The organism is Halorubrum alkaliphilum (assembly GCF_017873815.1).
GTDB lineage: Archaea > Halobacteriota > Halobacteria > Halobacteriales > Haloferacaceae > Halorubrum > Halorubrum alkaliphilum.
On record NZ_JAGGKQ010000006.1, the window covers coordinates 73047 to 97526 of the forward strand.

Sequence of the window (24480 nt, forward strand, 5' to 3'; positions counted from 1 at the left end):
ATTTTAACGCGCAGAACCGCTATCGTTGAGTATGCAATGGGACACGGATTGGGGGCTTCGTGGGCGGATGGCGTTCACGATGTTCCTCCTGTTCGCCCTCTACCTCGTGTTCGTCGGGTTCATCACCCTTTATTTCAGCAACAGTCTCTTCCCGCTGATCATGCTCGGCGGGTTCGCGATCGCCCAGTACTTCTTCAGCGATAAGCTCGCGCTCCGAAGCATGGGTGCCCGGGAGGTCGACCCCGATGAGTACCCCGAGTTACACAGAATGGTCGAACGTCTCAGCCAGCAGGCCGACCTGCCGAAGCCGGCGGTCGCCGTCGCCGACACGCAGGTCCCAAACGCGTTCGCGACCGGCCGGAACAAAAAGAACGCCACGGTCGCGGTGACCACCGGACTCCTGCGTACGCTCGATGACGACGAGCTTGAGGGCGTCGTCGCCCACGAGCTCGCGCACGTCAAGAACCGGGACGTGATGGTGATGACCATCGCGTCGTTCCTCTCGACCATCGCCTTCTTCATCGTGCGGTGGGGCTGGCTGCTCGGCGGCAACAACCGGCAGGGTGCGCCCGTCATCGTCGCCATTCTGGTGTCGTTGCTGGTGTGGATCGTCTCGTTCCTGCTGATCCGCGCGCTCTCGCGGTACCGCGAGTACTCCGCGGACCGCGGTGCGGCGCAGATCACCGGGAAACCCGGGGCGCTCGCATCCGCGCTGATGAGCATCAACAGCGGGATGGAGCGCGTTCCGGAGGAGGACATGCGCGAGAGCGCCGAGATGAACGCGTTCTTCATCTTCCCCATCTCGAAGGGATTCATCGGCCGGATCGCCTCGACGCACCCGCCCTCGGAGAAGCGGATCGAGCGCCTCCGCGAGATGGAACGCGAGATGGAGACGGCCTAAGTCGGATCGGGTTATAAACGATCGCGGTCAGTCCTGATTTGAACGTTTTTTCCGCTGAGCCGCACGGTTCCCTTATAAATCGGAGGGCAGGATGCTTCCCAAGTCCCAGCCGCTCATTTATAAATCGCTGATAGAGGCTCTTCGGTGAACACCTCCCAAAGCCCCAGTCGTGAGGGCGGCGCACGTTCGCTGCGGTCCTCACTCGGTCGCAGGCTCCCTCGTTGCGGTCCTTGCGTCACCTGCGCCGCCCTCACGACTGCCCCTTTGAGTCCCACCCCGCACAGCAACCGCACCTCACGCCTCCCCAACCTCGTCAGGGGCGGTCGCCGGAACCGCTCGGCGACCGCCCCTGACTCCCTCGCGCCGTCGGTTTGCGCCCTTAAAAGGGCGCAAACCGGGACGCGCCAACCGCATCGTTCCTTTATAAATGAACGTCGCTGCCGGCGGTTCGCCGGTTCCCGCCTCGCCGGATCCGTCCGTCTGACGTGGTTTTTAATTCGATGGGGGCCCACGGTCGTCGTGTGAGCGTCGTCGTCGCAGTGAAACCCTCCGCGCGGAAGCGCAACGCGAAGGTGGGGCGGCTCGTCTTCGAGGACGGCTCCCGCCATCCCTTCGAGAGCCGTGCGGCCGCCGAGCGCTGGGCCGACGACCTCTCGACCGGTGACGGTCACGTGTGGGTCGCCAGCGCACACCCCCGCGACGACGACGAGGCCGACCTCTATTTAGTCTCCCGCGCGACGAACGCCAAGTTGGAAGCGGCCTACGACAAGCGTCGGCGTCGCCTCCGCGGGAATCCCGAATCCGAACAGGAGTCGCTCGGCGGCCGGCTCTGAGGACGACACACTCACGCCTCGACGATCTCGTCGCGGAACCCCTCGACCGCCTCCATCACCGCCTCCCGGTCCGCCTCGTCCACCTCGAACTCGCGGAGTGCGTCGTCGAGGTGGCCCGCAACGACGTCGAACTCCTCGTCGGAGATGCCGAGTCCCTCGTGAGCTTCCCCCATCTCCTCGCCCTCGTACTGCATCGGTCCCCCGGTCACGGCGCTCAGGAACTTCGTCTGGTGGGAGCGCTGTTCGGCCATGTCGACATCGTCGAAGAACTCCGCGACGCGCTCGTCCGCGAGGACGCGATCGTAGAACTCGTTGACCACCGCACCGACCGCGGGCTCGCCGCCGAGTCGTTCGTACAGCGTCGCCTCTGACATACCGTATGCTCATCAGGGCGCGGTATGGTTCTTTCCCCACACGAGTGCGGTCGCGGGTCGTCTCACGTCCCTGACCGGATCCGACGCGCCAGCGCGACGAGGCCGATGACCGCGAGTAGAAGCCACGAGCCGACGATGACCACGGCGACGAGCGGGACGACTCTGCCACGGCCGGGGGCCTCCGCGAGGAGGCCGACCCGTTCGGCACCGACGAGGAGAACGGTCGCGGCGACGGCGAATCCCAACCGAACGAGAATCCCCCGAATCGTGTCGCTATCGGGCATGAAGAGTGGAGCGCCGAGGCGGAGATTTGAACTCCGGTGTCCGAATGGACAGTAGATTTCGAATCTACCGCCTTGGCCAGGCTAGGCTACCTCGGCTCGTCTCCGGATTGGCGGGTTCGGATGTTATGGGTTTCGATCGTCGATCGGGTGGCGGTACGACGGCACCGCCGGCAACGCTTTTCGGTCCGGCCGTCGTGGGCCGTGTATGGACGTCCCCGACGCTGCGGACACCTGTCGCCGCGCCATCGATGAGGTCGGATCCGCGGTCGTCGCCGACCGGGAGTTCCTCGAACGCGTCACGCTCGGGATCCTCGCTCGCGGCCACGTGCTCTTAGAGGACGTGCCCGGCACCGGAAAGACCCTCTCCGCGCGCTCGTTCGCGACCGCGCTGGGACTGGAGTTCTCCCGGATCCAGTTCACGCCGGACCTCCTCCCGAGCGACGTCACCGGCACGAACGTGTTCGACGAGGGCGACGGCTCCTTTTCGTTTTCGCCGGGACCGATCTTCGCGAACGTCGTGCTCGCCGACGAGATCAACCGCGCGCCGCCGAAGACGCAGGCCGCCCTGCTCGAAGCGATGGAGGAGGGACAGGTCACCGTCGACGGCGAGACACACGACCTCCCGGACCCCTTCTACGTCATCGCGACGCAGAACCCAGTCGAGAGCGAGGGAGCGTTCCCGCTTCCCGAGGCCCAACTCGACCGGTTCATGGTGAAGACGTCGCTCGGGTATCCCGACGAGGCGGGAGAGATCGAGATCCTCCGTCGCCGAGCCGGCCGGACCGACCGGAGCCCGGCCGTCGAGCGCGTGCTCGACGCCGAGGCGGTGGCCGAGCTTCGTAGCGTTCCGGAGACGGTCCGCGTCGACGACGACCTGCTCGGCTACATGGCGTCGCTCGCGCGGGCGACCCGCGAGGACCGCCGGGTCGAGGCCGGGGTCTCTCCCCGCGGCACACAGCGGCTGTTCGAGGCCGCTCGCGCCGCCGCGACGCTCGCCGGTCGGTCGTTCGTTACGCCCGACGACGTGAAACGCGTCGCGGAGCCGACGCTGGCTCATCGGCTGGTGATGACGCCGGACGCGACCGTCAACGACGTGGACGAACGCGACGTGATCCGCGACGTGCTCGATCGGATCGCGGTGCCGACGGTGGACCCGCCCGAGGCCTGACGTTACGACTCTCTGTCTCGATCGGCGAGCAGCTCCGACGCCGTGAGCAGCGACTCCAACTCGACGTCGTGATCGGCTAACAGCTCGGTTGCCCCCTCCTCGCGGTCGACGACGACGAGGACGCGGTCGACGACCGCACCCGCCTCTCGGAGCGCGTCGACTGCGTCGACGGCGGACTGGCCGGTCGTGGCGATGTCCTCCAACACGACGACCTGCTCGCCGTCCGCCAGTCGCCCCTCGATCCGGTTGCCGGTGCCGTACTCCTTGGCCTGCTTTCGCGCGATCACGTACGGTCGGCCGAGCCGGTCGGCGGTCACCGCGACTAACGGGACCGCGCCGAGCGCAACGCCCGCGAGTTTCGCGTCCGGTTCCGCCAGCCGGTCGGCGAACGCGTCGGCGACCAGTCCGAGACAGTCGGGGTCGGTCTCGAAGCGGTATTTGTCGACGTAGTAGTCGCTCGTGCCGCCGTGTGAGAGTTCGAACTCGCCGAACCGCACCGCGTCCGCCGCCCGCAACGCGGCGATCAGGTCGGCCCGTCGCTCGTCGTCTATCATGTCCGAACGGGGTCGTGGCGCGGTAATAAACCGGTCGGAACGGTCGCGACGGAGCGGCGGGAGCCGAGGCGGAACCGGTGTCGTTCCCGTCAGTCCCGGGTCGGGGGATCCGCGGCCGGGAGCCGGAGCCGGACGGTCGTCCCCTCGCCGTCGATCCCGGGCTCGAACCCGACCGTCCCGCCGTACGCCTCGACGACCCACGCGACGATCCACAGGCCGATCCCGGAGTTGTGTTTGAGCTGGGAGATCTCCGCGTCGCCCGAGACCACCTCGCGGATCTCCGTCGGGATCCCCGGCCCGTCGTCGGCGACGCGCACCGTTACCGCCCCGCGGACCGGGTCGTGTTCCGCGGTGATCGACACTCGGGGGGCGTCCCCCCTCGCGTGAACGATCGCGTTCTCGACGAGGTGATCGAGCACCCGGTCGAACCGGTCGTCCACACGGACCGTGACCGATTCGGGGACGGACACGTCGATCCGCGCGTCGGGGTGGTCCTCGGCGTACCGTGCCGCAACGGACTCCACAGCCGGTCGAACGGGGACCGGTCCGGGTCGCTCGTTCGATCCCTGCTCGACGATCTCCTTGATCTCTCGTGCGCCATCCCCCAGTCCGGAGAGTCGCTTTGCCGTCGTCTCGATCCGATCGGCGTAGTCGGCGATCGTCTCGTCGTCGGTCCGGTCGGCGATCTCGCTCGCAAACCCGAACACGACGTTTAATTCGTTTCGGAGGTTGTGCCTGAGGATCCGGTTGACGACGCTCAGGTAGCGCTCGCGGTGTTTCCGGTCCGTGATGTCGGTGTAGATACCGAACGCGTACGTCTCGTCGGGCGCCTCATAGGTGAACCCACGGAAGAGGAACTCGCGGGGACCGTCGACCGTTCGCCGCCGGATCTCGTCGGTGACGTACCCCTCCTCACGGACGCGCCGATCGATCGAGGCCTCGCCCGTGGTTGAGCCGTCAGTCGGTGAGCCGTCAGTCGGTGAACCGTCAGTCGGTGAACCGTCAGTCGTTGACTTATCGGGGTCGAGACTGTCGTATCGGAGGTCAAGATCGCCGATCGGTCGTCCCCGAAGCGCGGCTTCGTCGTAGCCGAACTGCGACTCGAACGCGGGGTTGACGGACTGGATCGTCGTATCGTCCGCCCCGTGAACGACCTCGATGACCGGATCGGGGAGTCGTTCGAACAATCGGTTGAACCGACCGCGCTCGCGGGTGAGCTCGGTCCGGGTTCGGTACAGGTCGGTCGTGTCGACGAGCGATCCGACGACCTCGCCGGATCCGTCGTCCAGCAGCGATAGCCGGAGTTCCCCTCGCCGTCGCCCGTCGCCTTCCCCGTGGTCTCGAACCGTCCCGTTTACGGGGTGTTCATCGCTGAGTCCCCCGTTTCCGACGGCTCGTCTCTCGACAGTCACGTCGATCGCGAGCGTCTCGGCACCTCCGTGCTCCCCGTTACGCCCGAGCGACGTGATCGCCTCGTCGACCGTGTGTGTCCCGCCCTCCCCGGTCGAGAGGGCGTCGTGTGTGTCCGGGTCCGACAGCTGGCCCCCGAGCGACTGCCCGATGAGCGTTTCGCGGTCGACGCCGAGCCACGCCGCGAACGGGGCCGTGGCGTACGTCACGATCCCGTCCGAGTCGAGCACGCACACCATGTCGTCGACGTTCTCCAGTGCCGACTCGTAGGTGTGAAGCCGACGCTGTCTGTCGACCCGGTCGAACGCGGCGGTCGCGGTCGTCGCCAGCAGCTTCACGACCGAGAGGTCGTCCTCGTCGAACGCGTCCGTCTCCGGTGACCCGACCGAGAACACGCCGTGGGTCCCGAGCGGGACCGCGATCACGGATCGGACCTCTCCGTAGTCCCGGCCGTCGTCCCGCTCGGTGACGTCCGGGCTGACGACGTGCTCGCCGGTTTCGAGCGCTTCACCCGAGGTGTCAGCCCCGATCGGCCGCGGCCCCCACTCTCCGAGCTGATCCGCCGCCTCGTCGCTCCACGTCACGACCTCCAGCGTCCCCGCGTCCTCGTCGTACAGCTCGACGCCGTTGGTCTGATACCCGAGCACGTCCCTCGCGGCACCGACCAGTTGCGTTGCGACCTCCTCGGCGTCCTCGGCGCGCTGGAGTCGCTCGGCCGTCCCGAGCAGCTGCTCCAACCGCTCCTCACGACGTTTTCGGTCCGTAACGTCGGTGAAGAAGACGGAGAGACCGTCTTCGGAGGGGTACGCCCGGACGTTGGTCCAGAGGTCGAGCGGCTCGTAGTGATCCTCGAAGCTGACCGGCTCCTGTGTCGTCATCGCCTTCCGATAGGCGGACTCGTACTGCTGCCCGAGGGCGTCGGGGAACTCGCTCCAGACGTGTGTCCCCACGAGGGCGTCCGCGTCGCGATCCAGCAGCGCGGCCGCCTTCTCGTTCACGTAAGTGAACTTCCAGTCGTCATTGAGCGCAAAAAACGCGTCGTCGATCCGTTCGAGCGTGTTCTCCAACCGCGTCGTCGCTGCCTCCCGTCTGTCCCGTGCCTGTTGGCGCTCGAACTCCTGACCGAGCCACTCGGCGAGCAGCTCGACGAACAGCCGCTCGTCGTCCGTGAACGAGCGGTCACGCGTCTCCTCGTCGGCGAAACACAGCGTTCCGAGAATTTCACCCTCGGCCACGACTCGCCCGCCGATGTACGTCTCCAGCCCGAATAGCTCGTAGGCCGGGTCGTCGCTCCAGCCGTCCTCTTCCGGGTTCGTGAACGCCGTCGTTCCGCCGTCCTCGATCGTCCGGCGGCAGTACGTCGTCTCCAGCCCGACGGTGCCGTCGGGACTGACCATGTCCGCGTCGATGAACGACTGAAACAGCTCGTCGGCACCGAGCTGTTGGGTGACCTCGAACCGGTCCGCCTCGATCCGCGAGGTAAATCCGATCGTCAGATCGAGGCGCTCGCGGCCGATCTCGAGGAGCCGATCGATCTTCGTCTCGATGTCGGTCGACCGGTCCGCGGTGGCGCGGAGAAACCGTTCGAGGAACTCGTCGTTGGTGTTCCGGCCCGTGGTCCGCTCGTCACCCGTAGGGGGGTCGACCCGCCCGACTCGATCGGCAAGCGTCTCGCCGTCGGCTGCCAACCGCCGTCCGGAGACGTACGTGGCGTCGTGTCGTCCGGCGTCGTTCGCGGCGTCGACGTCGTCGTCGACGGTGTACGTGAGCACCGACGCGTCCGGGAACCGCTCGCGAACCCGCCGGAGCCGGGCCGTTCGTGCGGTCTCGTCCGTCACACCGCCGTCGTCCAAGCGGACCACGACGAGGTCGCGCTCGCCACCCGCGTCCTCCGGGCTCCCCGGGGCCTCGGAGACGTCGGCGATCGTTCGCGTCCCGTCGGGGAGCTCGCCCCACGGCTCGTCGACCGGGGTTCCGACGTGTACCGGTCGACCCTCAGTGTCCATCCCTCACCCCCCGACGATCCCGTCCGAGACCGGTCGATCCGTGGCGCGGAAGCGACCCGTCCACGGATCCACAGGAGGGTCGATCGGTCGTTTCGAGCACGACCCGTAGTTCCGTCACCGAGATAATAACCGTTTCCCGCGAATAGTCAGATCCGATATTCGGATCCGGTCGTTCGGGGAGCTCTTCGACAGTCGATCGATTCGTCCGTCCGGTGGGATCGATACGTCCCGTGTTACCGGTCGATACCGCTCTCGCCGTCGGCGACGCGTTCGACCTCGTCGGGCGTCACGACCGCGAGATCGCCGTCGACGGTGCGTTTCAGGGCCGCGGTCGCGGCCGCCCATTCGAGCGCCGCGGCGACGTCCCCGCCCGCGATCCGCTTCGCGAGGAAGCCGGCGACGAACGCGTCGCCCGTCCCGATCGCGTCGTGGGTGTCGGCGTCGAACACGCCCTGCTTCTCGACCGATCCGTCCCGGAGCGCGACCGCTCCCTCGGCACCTCGGGTGACGACCACGCAGTCGAAGCCGTGTTCGGAGGCGAGGCCGTGGGCGATCTCGACGGCGTCGCCCTCGCGATCGAGGACGTTTCGCGCGTCACGCCGCGGGACGAACAGCACGTCGACGTGCTCGAACAGTGATTCGTAGGCCTCCCGCGCGGCGGCTCGGTCCCACAGCTTCGACCGGTAGTTCAGGTCGAACGAACGGGTTACGTCCGCCTCGCCCGCCGCCCGCAGCAGCGCGGTCGTCGTCTCCCGGGTCGTCTCGGAGAGCGCTGGAGTGATCCCGGTCGTGTGGAAGTGGGTCGCCGACTCGAAGACGCCGGTCGGCAGCTCCGCGGGCTCGACGGTCGTGATCGCGGCGTCGGCCCGGTCGTAGATCACGTCGGTCCCGCGCGGCTCCCCGCCGTGTTCGAGGTAGTAGGTCCCGACGCGACTCCCGGCGGGGTCCGCCCACGCAACCCCGGTCCGGACGCCGTGACTTCGGAGCTCGCCGACGACCCGCCGACCGAGCGGGGAGTCGGGAAGCTTCGAGAGCCACGCGGCGTCGGCAGCCAAGCGGGCAGCGCCGACCGCGACGTTGCTCTCCGCGCCGCCGGCCTGTACGTCGAACTCGCGGGCGGTCTCCAGACGGTCGCCGCGCGGGGGCGAGAGCCGGAGCATCGTCTCGCCGAACGTCACCAGATCCGTCACGCCGACCACCCGGCCGACGCGGTCGTTCCCGTGTCCATACCCGGCGATCCACACCGGAGTATCAAAGGAGCCCCGATCCGAGCGACCCACTCCCGAAACGGCCGCCCGGTCATCGCTCGCGGATCCCGCGGGAGCCACGACCACTTATATATCGTTGTCGGCGAGCGCGTCGGCGACCGAGACGAACGCGACGCCCGCACGCTCCGCGGTGACGCCGTCGCTGGCGGAGTCGCCGACGAAGACGGTTCGATCCGGGTCGGCGTCGATGGCATCGATCGCCGCAAGCAGGGGTTCCGGGTCGGGTTTGTGCGTCCCGACGGAGTCGCGGCCGACCACCGCATCGACCGCGTCGTCAAGCCCGTGCGTTTCGAGTGCGATCCGACAGGCCGCCTCGCAGTTGAGCGAACAGACCGCGGCGGGGCGGGTGTCTTCCCTCGACAGAAGCCGCTCCCCGAGCGGGAACGGGCGGGAGTCGGCCGCGCCCTCCCGCTCGTGAGCCGCGATCGCCTCCTCCACTGCCGCAGCGATCCCGTACTCCTCGGCCGCATCCAACAGCTTCCAGAGATCCTCCGTGGGCGGTATCAGTGCCTGTTGGGCGTACGCCGCGGTGACGTCCTCGGCGACGCGATCCCAGTCGACGGCGAGTTCGAGAAGGGTTCCGTCCAGATCGTACACGACCGCGTCGGCCGCGGCGAAGGCGTCCGAGCCGACGCGACCGTCAGCTCCGGTGAGGGTGTCGGCTTCGGAATACGGGTCAGCGTCGGGAAGCGAGTCGGTCATTCGGTATCGAGGACGCCCCGGGCGATGATCTTCTTTTGGATCTCCGTCGTCCCCTCGTAGATCTCCGTGATCTTCGCGTCGCGGTAGAGCCGCTCGACATCGAACTCGCTAACGTAGCCGTAGCCGCCGTGGATCTGGATCGCCTCGTTGGTGACACTCATCGCCGTCTCGCTCGCCGTGTACTTCGCCTTCGAGGCCATTACTCGGTTGTCCTCGCCCGCCTCCGCCTGCCGACACGCCTCGCGAACGAGCAGCCGGGAGGCGGAGATGTCGGTCGCCATCTCCGCGAACTTGTGACGAATCGCCTGTATCTCGCCGATCGGTCGGTCGAACTGCTCGCGCTCGAAGGCGTACGCTTTCGCCTCGTCGAACGCCGCCTGCGCGAGCCCCACCGCCTGTGCGGCGATGCCGATCCGCCCACCGGTGAGGATTCGGAACGCCGCTGAGAGCCCCTTCCCCTCCTCAGTGAGTCGGTTCTCGGCCGGGATCCGACAGTCGTCGAAGGAAACGGAGGTCGTATCTGAGGCTCGCAGTCCCAGTTTCTCCTCTTTGGGACCGACGGAGAACCCCCCAGCGTCCATCGGGACGAGGAACTGCGTTATCGAGCCGGGGTCGTCGGCGTCGGTCTTCGCAAAGACGATGGCGACCCCGCCGCGAGCCCCGTTCGTGATCCACTGTTTCTCGCCGTTCAGGACGTACTCCTCGGTTTCCGGGTCGTACTCGGCGGTCGTCGACATTGCCGCCGGGTTCGAGCCGGCGTGAGGCTCGGACAGACAGAAGGTCCCGACCGGGCGACCGTCGACCATCTCCGGAAGCCATCGCTCCTGCTGGCTCTCCGTGCCGAACGCCGCGATACAGGAGGTGGCGAGACAGTGGACCGACAGCGCGGTGGCGACCGCGAGCGTCCCGTAGGCGAGTTCCTCGTTGACGACGGCGTAGGTCGTCTCATCGGCGTCGAAGCCGCCGTACTCTTCGGGAACCGTGAGGCCGGTCAGTCCCAGCTCCGCCAGTCCGTCCCAGACGTCCTCGGGGAACGACGCCTCGGCGTCCGCCTCCCGAGCGATCGGTCGGATCTCCTCAGTGGCGAACTCGTGGACGAGGTCGCGTATCGCCGCCTGTTCGTCGGTGAGCGCCGACCCGACGCGTGCGCCAGTCATGTACCGGCGTTCGGTCTCACATGGAAAAAGGTGAGCGATCAGTCGTGCCTGGCTGACGCGTCCCTCACCTCCCGCGGAACCACTCGACGACAGTATCGGGGTCAGCGGTGAGACCACCACCCTGCGCGAACGTCGGACCGCCACCCCCGCCACCGCCGAACGCTTCGGTCACCGCGTCGACTGTTTCCCCGGCGTCAACGCCTGATTCGGGAGTTGTAGCGACGACGACGAACGGCGCGTCACCGGTTCCAACCGCTGCGATGGCAGCACGGCCATCGTCATCCAGACCGCTGGACAGAGTCGCCTCGGCCGGCTCCCGGAGGTCGTTCGGCTCGGCGTCGTCGACGGTCCCGATCGCCCACCTCGTCCCGTCGACCTCGGTCGCCGAAAACTCCCGAAGTCGCGTGCGGAGGAGTTCCCGCTCCGCCTCGCGGAGATCGGACTCCAGCCGATCGACCTCCTCGCGGAGCCGCGTCGCCGTATCCGGGAGGTCGTCGACGTTGGTATCGAGCGCTGCTGCCGACTCCAGTGCGGCCGCATGAACCGCGGCGGTCCGGTCGATGGCGGTCGGGCCGACCGCGAACTCCACGCGAGTCACGCCCTCGCCGGGGTTCGATCGGTCGAGAGTCGCAATCGGGCCGATCTCCGCGGTGTTCGCGACGTGTGTTCCCCCGCAAGCGGCGACATCCCAGTCCTCGACGGTGACGACCCGGACCGCCTCGCTCCCGCTCATTGCGCCCTCCTCGGTCTTGGTATTAAACGCGATCCCCTCGACGTTCCGAGCCTCGCTCTCGGAGAGTGTTTCCCACGAGACCGCCCGGGACTCCCACACTGCCCGGTTCGAGAGGCGTTCGAGCTCGACGAGGTCGTCGTCGTCGAGCGGTTCGGCAGTCGTCAGGTCAACACGGACCTTCTCCGGCGAAATGTCGAATCCGGCGTATCCAAGATCCTCACAGATGCGTCTCGCCGCGCCGTAGAGGACATGTGAGGCGGTGTGTGCGCGAGCGCAGTACGTCCGGAATGTGTCGTCAACGACACACGCGACCGTCTCCCCCACGTCGATATCGACGGGATCTGTGAGCACGTGGACGACCTCGCCATCTGCCTCGCGAACATCTTCGAGGAGTGTTCCTCCGATGGTTCCCCGATCGGACGGTTGACCGCCTGATGCGGGGTAAAAGTACGTCTCTTCGAGGACTATTTCCTGACCATCGACGCGTTTGACGGTCGCCTCAAACTCGCGGACCTCGGGATTCGCCGGTGCGCGTGATACGGTCATATACCGGTACACATCCCGATCGAACATATAGTACGCGCCGCCGGTGGCGCATCATCGGCAGATAGAGCGGGAGCCTACTCAGATGGAGCGGGCCTACTCAGATGGAGCGAGTCGCTCGTCAGGTGCCAGTGGGAGTCGGATCGTAATCTCGGTACCACGCGGCTCTCGGGTAGTGACGGTGATGTCGCCTCTGGAGCGTTTGGTCATCCAGTAGACAACCCATAGACCCAGTCCACTGCCATGTGAGAGCGTCTCGATGGCGGTTCCGGATTCGAGAACGTCTCTGTCGAACTCCGAGATACCAGGTCCGTTGTCTCGGACGGTGAGGGTACCCCACGACCCGTCGACGGCGAGCTCGACGTGGACACGAGGATCGTCGCTGTCGTTGTGGATCACGGCGTTGGTCAACAGCTCCTCGATCGCAACGTCAATCGGGTCAATCGCGGACACGACGAGGTGGTCTGGACCCGTAACGTCGATCTGCGCAGTGGGCCACTCCTCGCGCAACTCCGTCGTGAGACGCCGGACGATCTGTCCGAGATCTATCGAACTCGGCGTGTATCGTTTGTTGAGAACACTGGTAATATCTCGTGACTTTTCGCTCGTCGTCACCAGTGCTTCCGCCCGGTTGACGATAACGTCGGCGAGTTCACCGTGTTCAGCCTCAAGATCCTCACTAAGCTGTGTTGCCCGACCATGAATCACGTTCAGATCGTTCCGGATGTTGTGCCGGAGAACGTTATCGAGCACGTTGAGTTGACGGGTTCGCTCCTCAAGATCCGTTACGTCCCGACAGATCGCAAACGTACCGGCGAGCTCACCGTCCTCGTAGTACGGGTACCGAGTCGTATAGAAGATCGCTTCCTTGTCGCTGTGCTCGAAGGTCGGTTCGACGCTGTACTTCACCGGTTCCTCCGTCTCCATCACCTCTTGTTTCCGTTTGGCGATCGTCGTCGCCGTCTCCGGGTCCATGAACGCGTACTCGTTGGCATCGAGCAGCTCGTCTCTAGACAGGCCGGCAAACGAACAGAGTGCGTCGTTGACGAGCTGAAATTCCCCGTCTCGGGTTTGGACCATGATCGGGTCATCGAGCCGTTCGATGATGTCGCGGTACACCGAGAGCCGGCCTTCGAGCTGTTTTCGCTCGGTGATATCGTTCTGGACGGCGACGAACGCTTTCGGCTCGCCGTCCTCGATGATAGGCGCGATCGTTTGATCGGCGACGTACTGTGAACCGTCGCGGCGTTCGTTGGTGATCTCTTGACGCCACGTGTTACCGGCGGCGAGCGTGTCCCAAAGCTCCTCACCGTAGCCAGTACTCGACTCACCGGGGGTAAGCAGGTCGGCGGATTCGCCGATAACGTTGTCTCGGTCGTAGCCCGTGACGGATTCAAACGCGGGATTTGCGTACCGTATGGTCCCGTCCATGTCGTTCATCGTGATCGCGTGACCCGAGGCCTCCACGGCTCGTTTGAACAGTTCCAGCGCCTCAGTTCGCTCCTTGAGACACAGCGATTGGGCACGGAGGCGAACGAGCGCTCCGATTCGCCATTCCAACTCGGCTTTTTTGATCGGCATCGAGACCACCTCGTCGGCGGTTTTGAACACCACACTGTCGGCTATCTCTCCACGGTCGGTTTCGATAAGCGACAGATCCGCCTCGGGCACGAGCAAGAGACACGGCAGCAGAACCGGGTCTGCCTCGCGTTTTCGGGTACGAAGCGTTTCAGCATGGGTTCGTAGCATCTCCCCGTCGAGGATACAGCAGTCGAACGTTGCCGTTTCAATCGGCTGGTTCGGGTCAGCCAGTGTGTACCGGTCGTGTCCTTCGACCCACTCTCTCACGAGGCGCTGGTTCCCCTCATCGGAGAGCAGCGGGCGCAGCGACGGCGCTTCGATCCCGATATCCTCCGGTTCGTCCATGAGGGACAGGTCAATCATCGCTCGGTCACCTCACGCTCTTCGGATACTGGATCTCTATCCGTCCGACATCAAGTAGTATGCTACTCCTGTCCACTTCGACGGAAGCGCTGGCCGGTGTTCTCCCCGAACGACGCACGTCCGGACGGCCGTCTCGCGCCACGCGTTCGACGGGTATGGGGTCAGGGTTCAGTTGTATTGTCGTGACCATTGTTCGAGTACTTTGACGTGAGATTACGACCGGTCCTGCTCGGCGTCTCCGCTACCGGTGCCGCCGTCGGTCCAGTCCGGCGTTCCGGTGAGGATGCCACGAAGCTGTGAAAGCGGCTCTCCAACACGGATTCCGTCTCCCGTGATTTCGAGTTCGCGAAGGCCGCGTTCGAAGTCACTCGTCCGCATCTTGAGCGTCCCGATAACCTTCCGTAGCTCGCCACGGTACTCAACGTGACGCAGGAACACGATGTTGTCCGCGAGATTGCTCGTCCGCTCTTCGGTCGCGTGGAACTCTCCGGTGATGTTGTGGACCTCATTCACGAGTATCGTGGAAACGCCGGCTGCGCGCAGGTACCGGCCGACCCGTAATAGGGCCCCAGTCGTGTCGTCAAGCCCTCGGAGGTTCTCTTGGAACCCCTGTGACCCGTCGATCATCACAACCTCGGTTCCCGATTCAACGGTCTCGCGGACGAACTGCTCGAACTCTCCGATGGTGTACGCCTCGGGAGGGATCTCTACTATCGACATCGCGCCGCTGTCCAGCGCGTCCTGTAGCGGCAGGCCGATGGCATCTGCCCGCTTGCGGATAGTTCGCTCCGCCTCTTCGAACTGGAACAACGTGGCCTGTTTGCCGTTGACCGCCGCCTGTGTGAGAAACTGGAGGCCGGTCGTGGTTTTGCCAACGCCTGTCGGACCGCTGAGTATCGTCACTGTTCCGTGGTCTAACCCACCGTGAAGCAGCTCGTCGAGCTCCGTGACTCCCGAAGAGAGTGTCCCCGGCTCTATCTCCCGCTCCTGTTCATCGGGGACGAGCGTCGGCCAGACTGTCAGCCCCTCGTCGGTGATGTCGTAGAAATGCGTTCCGCGTCGGAACGACGACCCGCGGAACTTCGAGACGGAGACCGCTCTGCTCTCCGGTGTCACGTCGAGCGAAACCACGGCGTCGACGAGAAACTGAAGGTCGTCGTCAGTGACCGAGCCGCCGGCCTGTGAGGTGAGCATCACCGTCGCGTCCAGGTCCTTGAGGTAGTCGAGAAGCCCGAGTATCCCTGAGCGAAACTGTCGTTCGTCGGCGGTAAGATACCGGAACTCCGTGATCGGATCGAGCAGCACACGGTCCGGTTCGAGTTCGTCGACCGTTTCGCGTAGCGTCGCGATGAAACTCGGCTGTTCGACCTCGGACGACTCGAAGACGCTGTAGGAGTTTCGCTCCGAGAACTGCTCTTGGGTCGGTGAAAGGTTGTGAAACCGTATCCGGTCGGCGTTCAGTCCGAACGCGTCGGCCGTCTCCTCGACGTACGACTGTGGCTCACCCATGTTGACGTACAGCGCCGACTCTCCGGCGTCGATCCCAGCCGAAAGGAAATGGAGGCCAAAGATGGTCTTCCCCGAACCGGGCGAGCCTCGAACGAGCACGTTCCGGCCGCGAATGAGCCCGCCGTTGAGAACCTCGTCCAAGCCGGGAACGCCGGTGGACGTCCGTTCGATCGACATAAACGGGCTACTACCTACGCCGGTTAAGTTCTTTCTTCGAACCAGTAATGGATCGATCCCTTCCCCGGGCGTGGGGCTGGAGTCACGATGCTGCCAGCAGCTTCAGTCGAAGCTCGCGCTCGTCGATCTCGTATTTAAATGCCGGGTGGTCGTCGATCAACACGTACGGGACGCGCTCGCCGTACTCCTCGGCGAGTTCGGGATCGGCGTCGACGTCGACGAGATCGAGCTCGACCGCGACGCCGAGGTCGTCGGCGACGCGCTCGATCGTCTCGCGGGCGACGACACACAACGAACAGTTCTCGCGCGTGTAGATCGTGACCGACACCGGGGACTGATCGTCGGCGTCCGCGCCGGTACCGCCCTCGCCGGCTCCCGCAGTGTCCGTATCGTTCACGCTCGAAGGCGGGTCGCGAGCGGCGAGAGGGTTTCGGTTCGGGCGACCGCCCGCGAGGTCACCGACCGCCCCGACACCTCCCCCGGTCGGACCGCCCATTCGACGGTCAGACCGCCCATTCGACGGTCGGACCGCTCACTCGCCGTCCGGCTCCGCCGTGAACTCAACGTCGCCCGCGATCACCGCGCTCGCGATGACCGCGACACCGACGAGTAGCGCGACGACCAGCGTGGTCAGCGTCACCGTCAGCGCGTCCCCGCCGATGGCAACGCCGACGAACGCCCCGACGGTCCCGCCGACGCCGCCAGCGATCACCGCGAGCGTCTTCCCCTCGCTCATGCGCCGGTGTTACCTCAACTGACATATAAGCGTTCGTGCCGGGTTCTCTCAGTTGATAACGGACGTCTCGGCCCCGCGGACGCGAGGCGTCCGGGATCAACGCGGATATTGTCGGCCCAACTCGATGCCGTCGGTCGGTTCCGTGTCGGATCCCTCGTCGTTCGATCCGTCGTCCGGAGTTCCGCCTGCCGACTCCGGACTCGCCGACTCGTCGCCCGGACTCACGCTACCGGTTCGGTAGCCGGCCATGTCGAGCGTGACGTACTCGAAGCCGAGATCCGTCAGGTGCTCGTGGACCGCGTCCGCGAAGGCCGGGTCGAGCGCGCGTTCCAACTCGTCGGGCGCGATCTCGACGCGCGCCAGCCCGTCGTGGTCGCGGACGCGGAACCCTTCGAACCCCCACTCCCGAAGCAGTCGCTCGGCCTTCTCCACCCGCGAGAGACGCTCCTCGGTCACTTCGAGACCGGTGGGGATCCGCGAGGAGAGACACGCCATCGACGGCTTGTCCGCGACCGACAGCTCGTATGCCTCGGCTATCGCTCGCACCTCCGCCTTCGTGATCCCGGCGTCCAGCAGCGGGGAGGCGACGTTCAGCTCCTCGACCGCGCGGAGTCCCGGCCGGTGTCCCTCACCCGGGTCGTCCGCGTTCGTCCCGTCACAGACGGTCCCGATCCCGAGTTCGTGGGCCCGGTCGTACATCCGTCCGAGCCGCATCGTCCGGCAGTGGTAACACCGGTCGCCGTCGTTGGCGACAAAGTCGGGGTCGTCGAGCTCCGAGAACGTCACCGTGTCGTGGCGGATCCCGATCTCCTCGGCGACCGTCCGGGCATCGTCGAGCTCCGCAGCCGGGAGCGTCTCGCTGCGGGCCGTACACGCAACCGCGTCGTCGCCGAGCGCGTCGTGTGCCAAGGCGGCGACCACCGACGAGTCCACGCCGCCCGAGAAGGCGACCAGCACTCCCTCGCGGTCGGCCAGCGCGTCGCGAGCCGCGCGCGCCTTCGCGGCAGTGTCGGGATCGAGGGACTCGCCGGTCCCGACTCCCTCGTCGTCCGTCCCGTTCCCGCCGACGGCGAGCCGGTCCCCGACCGTAGGAGCGTCCTGGTTCATGGGTCGCGTTCGGCGGCGGCGGAAAAAAACGCGTCGGCGTCGGATCGGGAGGCGATATCACGTCCGCGACCCCTATCCTTTTGCGCGTTGCCGCGATACCGACGTATGAATGGAGCTGGAGGCGATCCCCGGCGTCGGCGAGAAGACGGCGCGGGCGCTGCGCGCGCTCGACGATCCCGAGGCGACCGTGGAGTCCGGCGACGTCGCCGCCATCGCCCGCGCGCCCGGTGTCAACGAGGCGCGAGCGGCCCGCGTCGCCCGCGGCGCGATCCGGAAACGGCACGACGACGCCGGCCGCGTCCTGGCGACCGACCGCTCCCGGGAGGTGTACCGCGACGCCCTCGGTCTGCTCACTGAGCGCGCGGTCACCGACTACGCCGAAAAGCGGCTGGAGACGTTCTACCCGAGCGGTTCGGGCTCGCGGATCGCCGAGGCACAGGCGTTCGCCGCGGACGCGATGGACTACGATCCGGATCCGACCGTTCTCGACGCGCTCGCGGGCGTCGAGCCCCTGACCGACCCCGCGACCGTCCGCGTCCGGGACCGGTGTCTCGCGACCGCCGACGCCGAGCGATACGCGGAAGCGGAGGCCGCGGTCCCCGAGCTCTCCGTCGAGACGGTCGAGGACGCCCGCGACATCGCCGAGCTCGCGCGGTCGTACGCGACCGTGATCGTCCTCGACGAGAGCTTTGCGGGGATGGACGTCGAGGGCGACGTCCACGTCCGGCCGGACGCGCTGGAGACGCCCGCCGAGACGGTACCCGAACGCCTGCTCGCCTTCTTCGCCGAGAACCGTGACCGACTGGAGGCCGCGATCGGAGTCCACGAGGCGGCCGGTATCGCGGCGGACGCGCCGGCCGACCTCGACCGACTGCGGGACGCACTCGCCAGACTGGACGACGACGGGACGATCGTCGGCGACGCGGAGCTGACGCGGCTGACCGACGCGGTCGACGACCTCGACGCCGCGGTCTCGACGGCGGAGTCCGTCGCCGACGATCGCCTCCGGGAGGCGATCCGCGAGCGCGACGTGACCATCGAGGGGACCGACTTCCTCTCCCTCGTCGAGCAGGGCGCACGCGTCGACTCGCTTCTGGATCGGGAGCTCGCCGACGAGTACGACGCGGCGATGGCGAGCGCCCGCGACCACCTCGTCGACGCGCTGGAGCTGGAACCGGACGAGGCCGAACTCGCCGGCCGCGTCTTCGGCGGCGACCCTTCGTTCCCCGTCGATCACGACGAGACCGCCGTCTCCCGGCTCGAAACCGAACTCGCCGCCGCCCGCGACCGCCGGGCTGCGCGCCTAAAGGCCGAGCTCGCGGACGACCTCGGCGATCTCCGGGAGCCGGTCGAAGCGCTGGTGCGAGACGCTCTTGAACTCGATGTCGAGCTGGCGGTCGCCCGGTTCGCCCGCGACTTCGACTGCGTGCTGCCGGAAGTGGTCGGTCCGGACGAGGACGGGACGGCGGAGGGTGGTGAGACCGCGGGGTTCCGGATCGAGGGCGGTCGCTCGCCGCTGCTCGACGTCGAGTTCGCCGAGGTCGACCCCGTCGACTACGCGGTGTCAGGGACAACGCTGCTCTCGGGGGTGAACTCCGGCGGCAAGACCTCGACGCTGGATCTGGTCGCCCTGGTCGTCGTGCTCGCACAGATGGGGATGCCGGTTCCGGCCGAGTCGGCGACGGTCGAGCGCTTCGAGGAGATCCACTACTACGCGAAATCGCAGGGCACCCTCGACGCGGGCGCGTTCGAGGCGACGCTCCGGGACTTCGGCGACCTCGTCGAGGGAGCGGACGGTCGGCTCGTCTTGGTCGACGAACTGGAGTCGATCACGGAGCCGGGCGCGTCCGCGAAGATCATCGCCGGCATCCTGGAGGCACTCGACGGGCAGGACGCGACCGCGGTGTTCGTCTCGCATTTGGCCCGCGAGATCCGCGAGGCGGCCGACTTCGATATCGCGGTCGACGGGATAGAGGCCGAAGGGCTCGTCGACGGCGAGTTGCGGGTGAACCGCTCGCCGAAGAAGGGACACCTCGCGCGGTCGACGCCGGAGCTCATCGTCGAGAAGCTCGCCGGGGACCGCGAGAGCGATTTTTACGGGACGCTCCTTGAGAAGTTCTGAGACCGGAGTCAGGTACGAGAGGGCCGCAACCGAGCTACAGCAGCACCGCCTGCGCCAGTCCGAGGAAGACGAAGAAGCCCAACACATCGGTGGCGGTGGTGATGAAGATCGTCGCGGACGTCGCCGGGTCATAGCCGAGTCTGTCGAGTATCAGCGGGGTGAGGGCACCGAAGAACCCCGCGATGACGAGGTTTGCGACCATCGAGACCCCGATGACCGCGCCGAGCAGGAGCCCGAACTCCCCGAACGAGAACGCGATGGCGATCACCGCGACCAGCGCGCCAGTAATGAACCCGTTGACCGCCCCGGCAGCAACCTCGTTCACGATGACGCGTTTACCGGTCGAGAGCGAGACTTGGCCGAGCGAGATGCCGCGGACGGTGACCGCCATCGCCTGCGTCCCGGCGTTGCCACCCATTCCGGCGACGACCGGCATGTAGGCGGCGAGGATCGCGACGGCGGCGATCGTCGATTCGAAGAGGCCGACGACTGCTGCGGCCATGAACGCCGTACCGAGGTTGAGAATCAGCCACTTGTACCGCCGTCGGACCTTCTCTGCGGGCCCGTCAAGGACGCCCTCCTCCTCGGAGACGCCGGTGAGGTCGTACAGGGTTTCGCCGGCCGCCTCGTCGATCAGTCTGAGGAGGTCGCTGGCGTGGATCACGCCGAGGATATCGTTCTCCTCGTCGAGTACGGCGACCGTCCGCTCGCTGTTCTGACGGAACACCTCCAACACCTCCTCGTCCTCGCGGTCGTACCTCACCGACGGCGTCTCCTGGATGTAGTCGGTGACCGGCTCCGAGTCCGAATCCGCAACCGAGAGCGCCGCGCCCGGTAGCTCGCCGAGCAGCTCCCCGTCATCGGTGACGAAGATCGTCGGCACGCGGCCGGTCCGGTCCTCGAACTGGCGCACTCGCTCCGTCACCTTCCCGAACGATCGGTCGGCGTCGACGGTGACGTAATCGAGATTCATCACGCCCGCCGCGCTCTCCGGGTCGAACGACAGCAAAAAGTCGACCTTCTCGCGTCGGCTGCTATCGAGCGTCGCCAGCAGCGTTTCGCGGGTCGACTCGTCGACGTATCCGAGGACGTCCGTGATCTCGTCGGGGTCGAGGCGATCGACGAACGCCTCCAACTGCGCGGGACTGAGCCCGTTTGCGACCGTGTCTCGAACACTTTCGGCCAGTGCGAAGAACACGTCTCGCCACTCCGACTCCGGAAGGCCGGTAAACGCCGTCGCCGGCTCCGAAGACATCGATATGGCCTCCAGTCTGTCCGTCCGATCGCTGTCCATACACCGTCCCCAATAGCCGCACACTAAACGATGCCGTCTCCGACAGAGCCATCACGGTCGGCGGTCGAGTCGTGGGTCCGACGACGGCTCACACCCGAGGGTTAAAATATCGACATTGAGTCGAAGGGGACGATGAAAGAGATCACCAGCGACGACGTTCCGGCGGCGCTCGGGCCGTACTCACAGGGGATCATCAGCGGCGACACCGTCCACGTATCGGGGAAGTCCGGCGAGGACCCCGAAACCGGCGAGCTTCCCGACACGGTCGCCGAGGAGACGAAGGCAACCCTGCGAAACGTGGAGACGGTTCTCGAAGCCGCCGGGACGACCGCCGACTCGATCGTGAGCGCGACCGTCTATCTCACGGACATGGACGACTACGACGAGGTGAACCGGGGGTACCGTTCGTACCTGAGCGAGCCGTATCCGGCCCGGACCTGTGTTGAGGTGTCCCGGCTGCCCGCGCCGATCTCGGTCGAGATCACGGTCACCGCTGAGCTCGACGACGGAAGGTAGGCGGAGTGGCTCCGGCGACGAAAAGTAGCGGTCGATTCCGGCGACCGACTGCTCAGTCGTCGTCCGCGACCGCCGGCTTTCGTCGGTCGTTCCGGGGGCCTTCGAGGTCGACATCGGGGAGGAGGTCGCGGAGGTATCGACCGGTGTGTGAGTCGTCGTCGTGAGCGATCGATTCGGGCGTGCCGCTCGCGACGAGTTCACCGCCGCCCTCGCCGCCCTCGGGACCCAGATCGATCACGCGGTCGGCGTTCTTAACGAGGTCCAGCTCGTGTTCGATGACGACGACCGTGTTGCCGCCGTCGACGAGCCGGTGGAGCACGTCGATCAGCTTGCGTTCGTCCTCCTTATGAAGGCCCGTCGTCGGCTCGTCGAGCAGGTAGAGAGTGTCGCCGGTCGCCTTCTTCCCGAGCTCCTCGGCGAGCTTGACGCGTTGCGCCTCGCCGCCCGAGAGCGTAGTAGAGGGTTGGCCGAGCTCCATGTAGCCGAGCCCGACGTCTTTTAAGAGTTTGAGTCGGCGCTGGAGCCCCTGGTGGCTCTCGAAGAAGTCGTACGCCTCCTCGACGCTCATGTCGAGCACGTCGGCGATGGTCGCGCCCTTATAGGTGACGTCGAGCGTCTCGTCGTTGTACCGCGCGCCGCCACACTGCTCGCAGGGGACGTACACGTCCGAGAGGAAGTTCATCTCGATCTTGACGGTACCCTGTCCGCCACACTCCTCACAGCGGCCGCCCTTCACGTTGAAGGAGAAGCGCCCCTTCTTATACCCCCGCCGCTGGGCGAGTTTGGTCTCCGCGAACAGCTCCCGGACGTAGTCGAACACGTCCGTGTACGTCGCCGGGTTCGACCGGGGCGTCCGGCCGATCGGCGACTGGTCGATGAGCCGCACCGTCTCGATCCCCTCGATCCCCTCGATCGTGTCGTGCTCGCCGGGGTCGACCGAGGTGTTGTCGTTCATCTCGCGGACGAGCCCCTTATATAGTATGTCGTGGACCAGCGTCGACTTCCCGGAGCCGGAGACGCCGGTGACGGCCGTGAGCGTCCCGAGTGGAATCGGGGCGTCGAGATCTGTTAAGTTGTGCTGGCGCGCCCCTCGCACGACCAGCTCGCCATCGGGGTCGCGCCGCTCGTCGGGGACGGGGATCGCCTTTCGTCCCGAGAGGTAGTCCGCGGTGATCGACTCGTCGGCGTCGACGATGTCGTCGAACTCGCCCTGCGCGACGACCTCGCCGCCGCGCTTGCCGGGGCCGGGCCCCATGTCTATCACGTGGTCGGCGCGCCGCATCGTCTCCTCGTCGTGTTCGACGACGACGAGGGTGTTTCCGAGATCCCGGAGCCCGGTGAGCGTGTCGAGCAGGCGGTCGTTGTCGCGCTGGTGGAGCCCGATCGACGGCTCATCGAGCACGTAGAGCACGCCGACGAGGCCAGAACCGACCTGCGTCGCGAGTCGGATTCGCTGGCTCTCGCCACCGGAGAGCGTCGACGCCTCGCGGTCGAGCGTGAGGTATTCGAGCCCGACCTCCTCCATGAAGCCGAGCCGCGCGCGGATCTCTTTTAATATCTCCTCGGCGATCTTGGTGTCGCGCTCGCTCAGGTGCTCCTCCATCCCCTCGAAGTGTCGCCGTGCGTCGCCGATCGACAACCGGTTCACTTCGGTGATCGGTGTACCGTCGACAAGGACGTGTCGCGACTGCTCTTTTAAACGGGTCCCATCACACTCGGGACAGGTCGTCACCGCCATGTACTCCTCGATGTGCTCGCGGGTCGACTGGGAGTCCGTCTCGACGTGGCGGCGTTCGAGGTTGGGGATGACGCCCTCGAAGCGCTTCTCCTTCCGGCGCGTCCCGTTCTTCGTCTGGCGGGTGAACACGACCTGTCGGTCCGTCCCGTAGAGGAACTGCCGGCGAACGTCCTCGTCCAGCTCGTTCCACGGCGTGTCGGTCGAGACGCCGAAGTGGTCCGCGACGTTGTCGATCCGGGTCCGGTAGTACGACCGGTTGTACGACCACGCCTCGAAAACGTTTTTGAGAGGTTTCTCCGGGTCCTCGATCACGAGGTCCTCGTCGACTTCCTTCGTCGAGCCGATCCCCTCACACTCGGGACACGCGCCGTACGGACTGTTAAACGAGAACGACCGGGTCTCGATCGCCGAGAACTGGAAGTCGGAGTTGGGGTTGCCGAGTTCCTCGGAGAACTCGACTTCGAGCCTATCGTCGCCGTCGGCATCCGCCGCGAGCGACCCGGTCGACCGGGTGTTGGAGGCGAAGGGCACGTCCTCGGGCGGATCGGGAACGATCAGCTTGAGCGCACCGTCGGCCTCCTCTAGGGCGGTCTCAACCGAGTCCGTGATCCGCGAGCGGGCGTCCGGCGACACTCGGACCCGGTCGACGACCACGTCGATCGTGTGGTCGTAGTTCTGGTCGAGGTCGGGGTCGTCAAGCGTGAGATCCGTGGGCTCGCCGTCGACCTCGACGCGGGCGTACCCGTCGCTCACCAGCTCCTCGAACAGCTCCTCAAACGCGCCCTTCTGGTCGCGGACGACCGGTGCGGCGATCTTCGCGCGGGTCCCCTCGGGCAGTTCGAGGATCTGTGCGACCATGTCCTGTGCCGACTGCTCGCCGACCGGCTCGCCGGTGACGGGATCGTACTGCGTGCCGACTCGCGCGTACAGGAGTCGGAGGTAGTCGTGTAGCTCGGTGACCGTCCCCACCGTCGACCGGGGGTTGTTGGCGGCGTTCTTTTGGTCGATGGAGATGGCGGGCGAGAGTCCCTCGACGGCCTCCACCTGCGGTTTGTCCATCTGCCCGAGGAAGTTGCGCGCGTACGCCGACAGCGACTCGATGTACCGTCGCTGCCCCTCGGCGTACACCGTGTCGAACGCGAGCGACGACTTACCCGACCCTGAGAGGCCGGTGACGACCGTGAACTCCTCGCGCGGGATCCGGACGTCGAGGTCCTTGAGGTTGTGCTCCTCCGCACCGCGGACCTCGATGTAGTCCTTGCTCATTCTGGTCGCGTGTTACGCCCGCGCGCGGGAATACTCGTCGGTCTCGGCGATCCGACGGCGCGACTCTCGGCGATCCGACGGCGTGGATATCGACGGTCCGGCGAACCAACGAGCGTCGTCCGGAGCCGCCGAGGGCGG

Annotated in this window: 21 protein-coding genes and 1 tRNA gene; 5 read left to right on the plus strand and 17 right to left on the minus strand. The window is 66.4% G+C overall.

What is annotated here, in order from left to right; translation table 11 throughout:
* Positions 1-31: 31 nt before the first annotated feature.
* Both htpX and J2751_RS06055 read left to right on the plus strand, forming a co-directional pair.
* Positions 32-901, plus strand: a complete 870-nt coding sequence (gene htpX, locus J2751_RS06050; protein ID WP_209484167.1) for a zinc metalloprotease HtpX — start codon at positions 32-34, stop codon at positions 899-901.
* Positions 902-1422: 521 nt separating this feature from the next.
* Positions 1423-1734 (plus strand): hypothetical protein, encoded by a 312-nt coding sequence (locus tag J2751_RS06055; RefSeq protein WP_209484169.1) that lies wholly within the window; start codon positions 1423-1425, stop codon positions 1732-1734.
* A gap of 11 nt (positions 1735-1745) precedes the next feature.
* On the opposite strand, the gene J2751_RS06060 is transcribed toward J2751_RS06055, so the two are convergent.
* From J2751_RS06060 to J2751_RS06070, 3 genes are all read right to left on the minus strand, one after another.
* Positions 1746-2108, minus strand: a complete 363-nt coding sequence (locus tag J2751_RS06060; protein ID WP_209484171.1) for a group I truncated hemoglobin — start codon at positions 2106-2108, stop codon at positions 1746-1748.
* Between the two features lie 62 nt (positions 2109-2170).
* Positions 2171-2392, minus strand: a complete 222-nt coding sequence (locus tag J2751_RS06065) for a hypothetical protein (RefSeq protein ID WP_209484173.1) — start codon at positions 2390-2392, stop codon at positions 2171-2173.
* A gap of 11 nt (positions 2393-2403) precedes the next feature.
* Positions 2404-2488 (minus strand) — tRNA-Ser (locus tag J2751_RS06070).
* Positions 2489-2597: 109 nt separating this feature from the next.
* Between J2751_RS06070 and J2751_RS06075 the strand changes: the two genes are divergently transcribed.
* On the plus strand, positions 2598-3560 hold the full coding sequence (locus tag J2751_RS06075; protein WP_209484175.1) for an AAA family ATPase: 963 nt from the start codon (positions 2598-2600) through the stop codon (positions 3558-3560).
* Positions 3561-3562: 2 nt separating this feature from the next.
* Here J2751_RS06075 and pyrE read toward each other — a convergent pair whose 3' ends face one another.
* From pyrE to larE, 12 genes are all read right to left on the minus strand, one after another.
* Positions 3563-4114 carry an orotate phosphoribosyltransferase gene (gene pyrE / locus J2751_RS06080; RefSeq protein WP_209484177.1) on the minus strand — a complete coding sequence of 184 codons (552 nt, stop codon included), beginning with the start codon at positions 4112-4114 and terminating at the stop codon, positions 3563-3565.
* 89 nt (positions 4115-4203) lie between these two features.
* On the minus strand, positions 4204-7530 hold the full coding sequence (locus J2751_RS06085; protein ID WP_209484179.1) for a PAS domain-containing protein: 3327 nt from the start codon (positions 7528-7530) through the stop codon (positions 4204-4206).
* 233 nt (positions 7531-7763) lie between these two features.
* Positions 7764-8729 (minus strand): bifunctional 2-dehydro-3-deoxygluconokinase/2-dehydro-3-deoxygalactonokinase, encoded by a 966-nt coding sequence (kdgK1, locus tag J2751_RS06090; protein WP_209484295.1) that lies wholly within the window; start codon positions 8727-8729, stop codon positions 7764-7766.
* Between the two features lie 135 nt (positions 8730-8864).
* A complete protein-coding gene (locus tag J2751_RS06095; RefSeq protein WP_209484181.1) occupies positions 8865-9500 on the minus strand; it encodes an HAD family hydrolase in 636 nt (211 codons plus the stop codon).
* A complete protein-coding gene (locus tag J2751_RS06100) occupies positions 9497-10657 on the minus strand; it encodes an acyl-CoA dehydrogenase family protein (protein ID WP_209484183.1) in 1161 nt (386 codons plus the stop codon). Before J2751_RS06100 ends, J2751_RS06095 begins: the two co-directional genes overlap by 4 nt.
* Positions 10658-10721: 64 nt before the next feature.
* Positions 10722-11936 carry an alanyl-tRNA editing protein gene (locus J2751_RS06105; RefSeq protein ID WP_209484184.1) on the minus strand — a complete coding sequence of 405 codons (1215 nt, stop codon included), beginning with the start codon at positions 11934-11936 and terminating at the stop codon, positions 10722-10724.
* 93 nt (positions 11937-12029) lie between these two features.
* On the minus strand, positions 12030-13877 hold the full coding sequence (locus J2751_RS06110; RefSeq protein WP_209484186.1) for a PAS domain-containing sensor histidine kinase: 1848 nt from the start codon (positions 13875-13877) through the stop codon (positions 12030-12032).
* 213 nt (positions 13878-14090) lie between these two features.
* The gene (locus J2751_RS06115; protein ID WP_209484188.1) at positions 14091-15563 is read right to left on the minus strand and encodes an ATPase domain-containing protein; all 1473 of its coding nucleotides are present in this window, start codon (positions 15561-15563) and stop codon (positions 14091-14093) included.
* An 82-nt stretch (positions 15564-15645) separates the two neighbouring features.
* Entirely contained in the window at positions 15646-15891 is a 246-nt protein-coding gene (locus J2751_RS15515) for a glutaredoxin family protein (RefSeq protein ID WP_321168617.1), read from the minus strand.
* A gap of 65 nt (positions 15892-15956) precedes the next feature.
* A complete protein-coding gene (locus J2751_RS15700; protein WP_280900826.1) occupies positions 15957-16079 on the minus strand; it encodes a hypothetical protein in 123 nt (40 codons plus the stop codon).
* A gap of 16 nt (positions 16080-16095) precedes the next feature.
* Positions 16096-16299 carry a hypothetical protein gene (locus tag J2751_RS06125; protein WP_209484192.1) on the minus strand — a complete coding sequence of 68 codons (204 nt, stop codon included), beginning with the start codon at positions 16297-16299 and terminating at the stop codon, positions 16096-16098.
* 96 nt (positions 16300-16395) lie between these two features.
* Positions 16396-17406: an ATP-dependent sacrificial sulfur transferase LarE gene (gene larE / locus J2751_RS06130; protein ID WP_209484194.1), complete on the minus strand. Its 1011-nt coding sequence runs from the start codon at positions 17404-17406 to the stop codon at positions 16396-16398.
* Positions 17407-17515: 109 nt separating this feature from the next.
* On the opposite strand from larE, the gene J2751_RS06135 reads away from it, so the two are divergent.
* On the plus strand, positions 17516-19528 hold the full coding sequence (locus J2751_RS06135; protein WP_209484196.1) for a MutS-related protein: 2013 nt from the start codon (positions 17516-17518) through the stop codon (positions 19526-19528).
* Between the two features lie 34 nt (positions 19529-19562).
* Here the strand turns inward: J2751_RS06135 and J2751_RS06140 are convergent, their stop codons facing one another.
* Complete coding sequence (locus J2751_RS06140; protein WP_209484198.1) at positions 19563-20822, minus strand: magnesium transporter; 1260 nt, start codon at positions 20820-20822, stop codon at positions 19563-19565.
* Between the two features lie 132 nt (positions 20823-20954).
* Between J2751_RS06140 and J2751_RS06145 the strand changes: the two genes are divergently transcribed.
* Complete coding sequence (locus tag J2751_RS06145; protein ID WP_209484200.1) at positions 20955-21338, plus strand: RidA family protein; 384 nt, start codon at positions 20955-20957, stop codon at positions 21336-21338.
* 52 nt (positions 21339-21390) lie between these two features.
* Here the strand turns inward: J2751_RS06145 and uvrA are convergent, their stop codons facing one another.
* Entirely contained in the window at positions 21391-24342 is a 2952-nt protein-coding gene (gene uvrA, locus J2751_RS06150) for an excinuclease ABC subunit UvrA (protein ID WP_209484202.1), read from the minus strand.
* Between the last annotated feature and the right edge of the window lie 138 nt (positions 24343-24480).

Coding starts and splice junctions, on each gene's coding strand:
- uvrA (WP_209484202.1), bottom strand. CDS start 24,342: ATGAGCAAGGACTACATCGAGGTCCGCGGTGCGGAGGAGCACAACCTC.
- J2751_RS06145 (WP_209484200.1), top strand. CDS start 20,955: ATGAAAGAGATCACCAGCGACGACGTTCCGGCGGCGCTCGGGCCGTAC.
- J2751_RS06125 (WP_209484192.1), bottom strand. CDS start 16,299: ATGAGCGAGGGGAAGACGCTCGCGGTGATCGCTGGCGGCGTCGGCGGG.
- J2751_RS06085 (WP_209484179.1), bottom strand. CDS start 7,530: ATGGACACTGAGGGTCGACCGGTACACGTCGGAACCCCGGTCGACGAG.
- htpX (WP_209484167.1), top strand. CDS start 32: ATGCAATGGGACACGGATTGGGGGCTTCGTGGGCGGATGGCGTTCACG.
- J2751_RS15700 (WP_280900826.1), bottom strand. CDS start 16,079: ATGGGCGGTCTGACCGTCGAATGGGCGGTCCGACCGGGGGAGGTGTCG.
- J2751_RS06135 (WP_209484196.1), top strand. CDS start 17,516: ATGGAGCTGGAGGCGATCCCCGGCGTCGGCGAGAAGACGGCGCGGGCG.
- pyrE (WP_209484177.1), bottom strand. CDS start 4,114: ATGATAGACGACGAGCGACGGGCCGACCTGATCGCCGCGTTGCGGGCG.
- J2751_RS06105 (WP_209484184.1), bottom strand. CDS start 11,936: ATGACCGTATCACGCGCACCGGCGAATCCCGAGGTCCGCGAGTTTGAG.
- larE (WP_209484194.1), bottom strand. CDS start 17,406: ATGAACCAGGACGCTCCTACGGTCGGGGACCGGCTCGCCGTCGGCGGG.
- J2751_RS06110 (WP_209484186.1), bottom strand. CDS start 13,877: ATGATTGACCTGTCCCTCATGGACGAACCGGAGGATATCGGGATCGAA.
- J2751_RS06140 (WP_209484198.1), bottom strand. CDS start 20,822: ATGGACAGCGATCGGACGGACAGACTGGAGGCCATATCGATGTCTTCG.
- J2751_RS06115 (WP_209484188.1), bottom strand. CDS start 15,563: ATGTCGATCGAACGGACGTCCACCGGCGTTCCCGGCTTGGACGAGGTT.
- J2751_RS06075 (WP_209484175.1), top strand. CDS start 2,598: ATGGACGTCCCCGACGCTGCGGACACCTGTCGCCGCGCCATCGATGAG.
- J2751_RS06095 (WP_209484181.1), bottom strand. CDS start 9,500: ATGACCGACTCGCTTCCCGACGCTGACCCGTATTCCGAAGCCGACACC.
- J2751_RS06065 (WP_209484173.1), bottom strand. CDS start 2,392: ATGCCCGATAGCGACACGATTCGGGGGATTCTCGTTCGGTTGGGATTC.
- J2751_RS06060 (WP_209484171.1), bottom strand. CDS start 2,108: ATGTCAGAGGCGACGCTGTACGAACGACTCGGCGGCGAGCCCGCGGTC.
- J2751_RS06100 (WP_209484183.1), bottom strand. CDS start 10,657: ATGACTGGCGCACGCGTCGGGTCGGCGCTCACCGACGAACAGGCGGCG.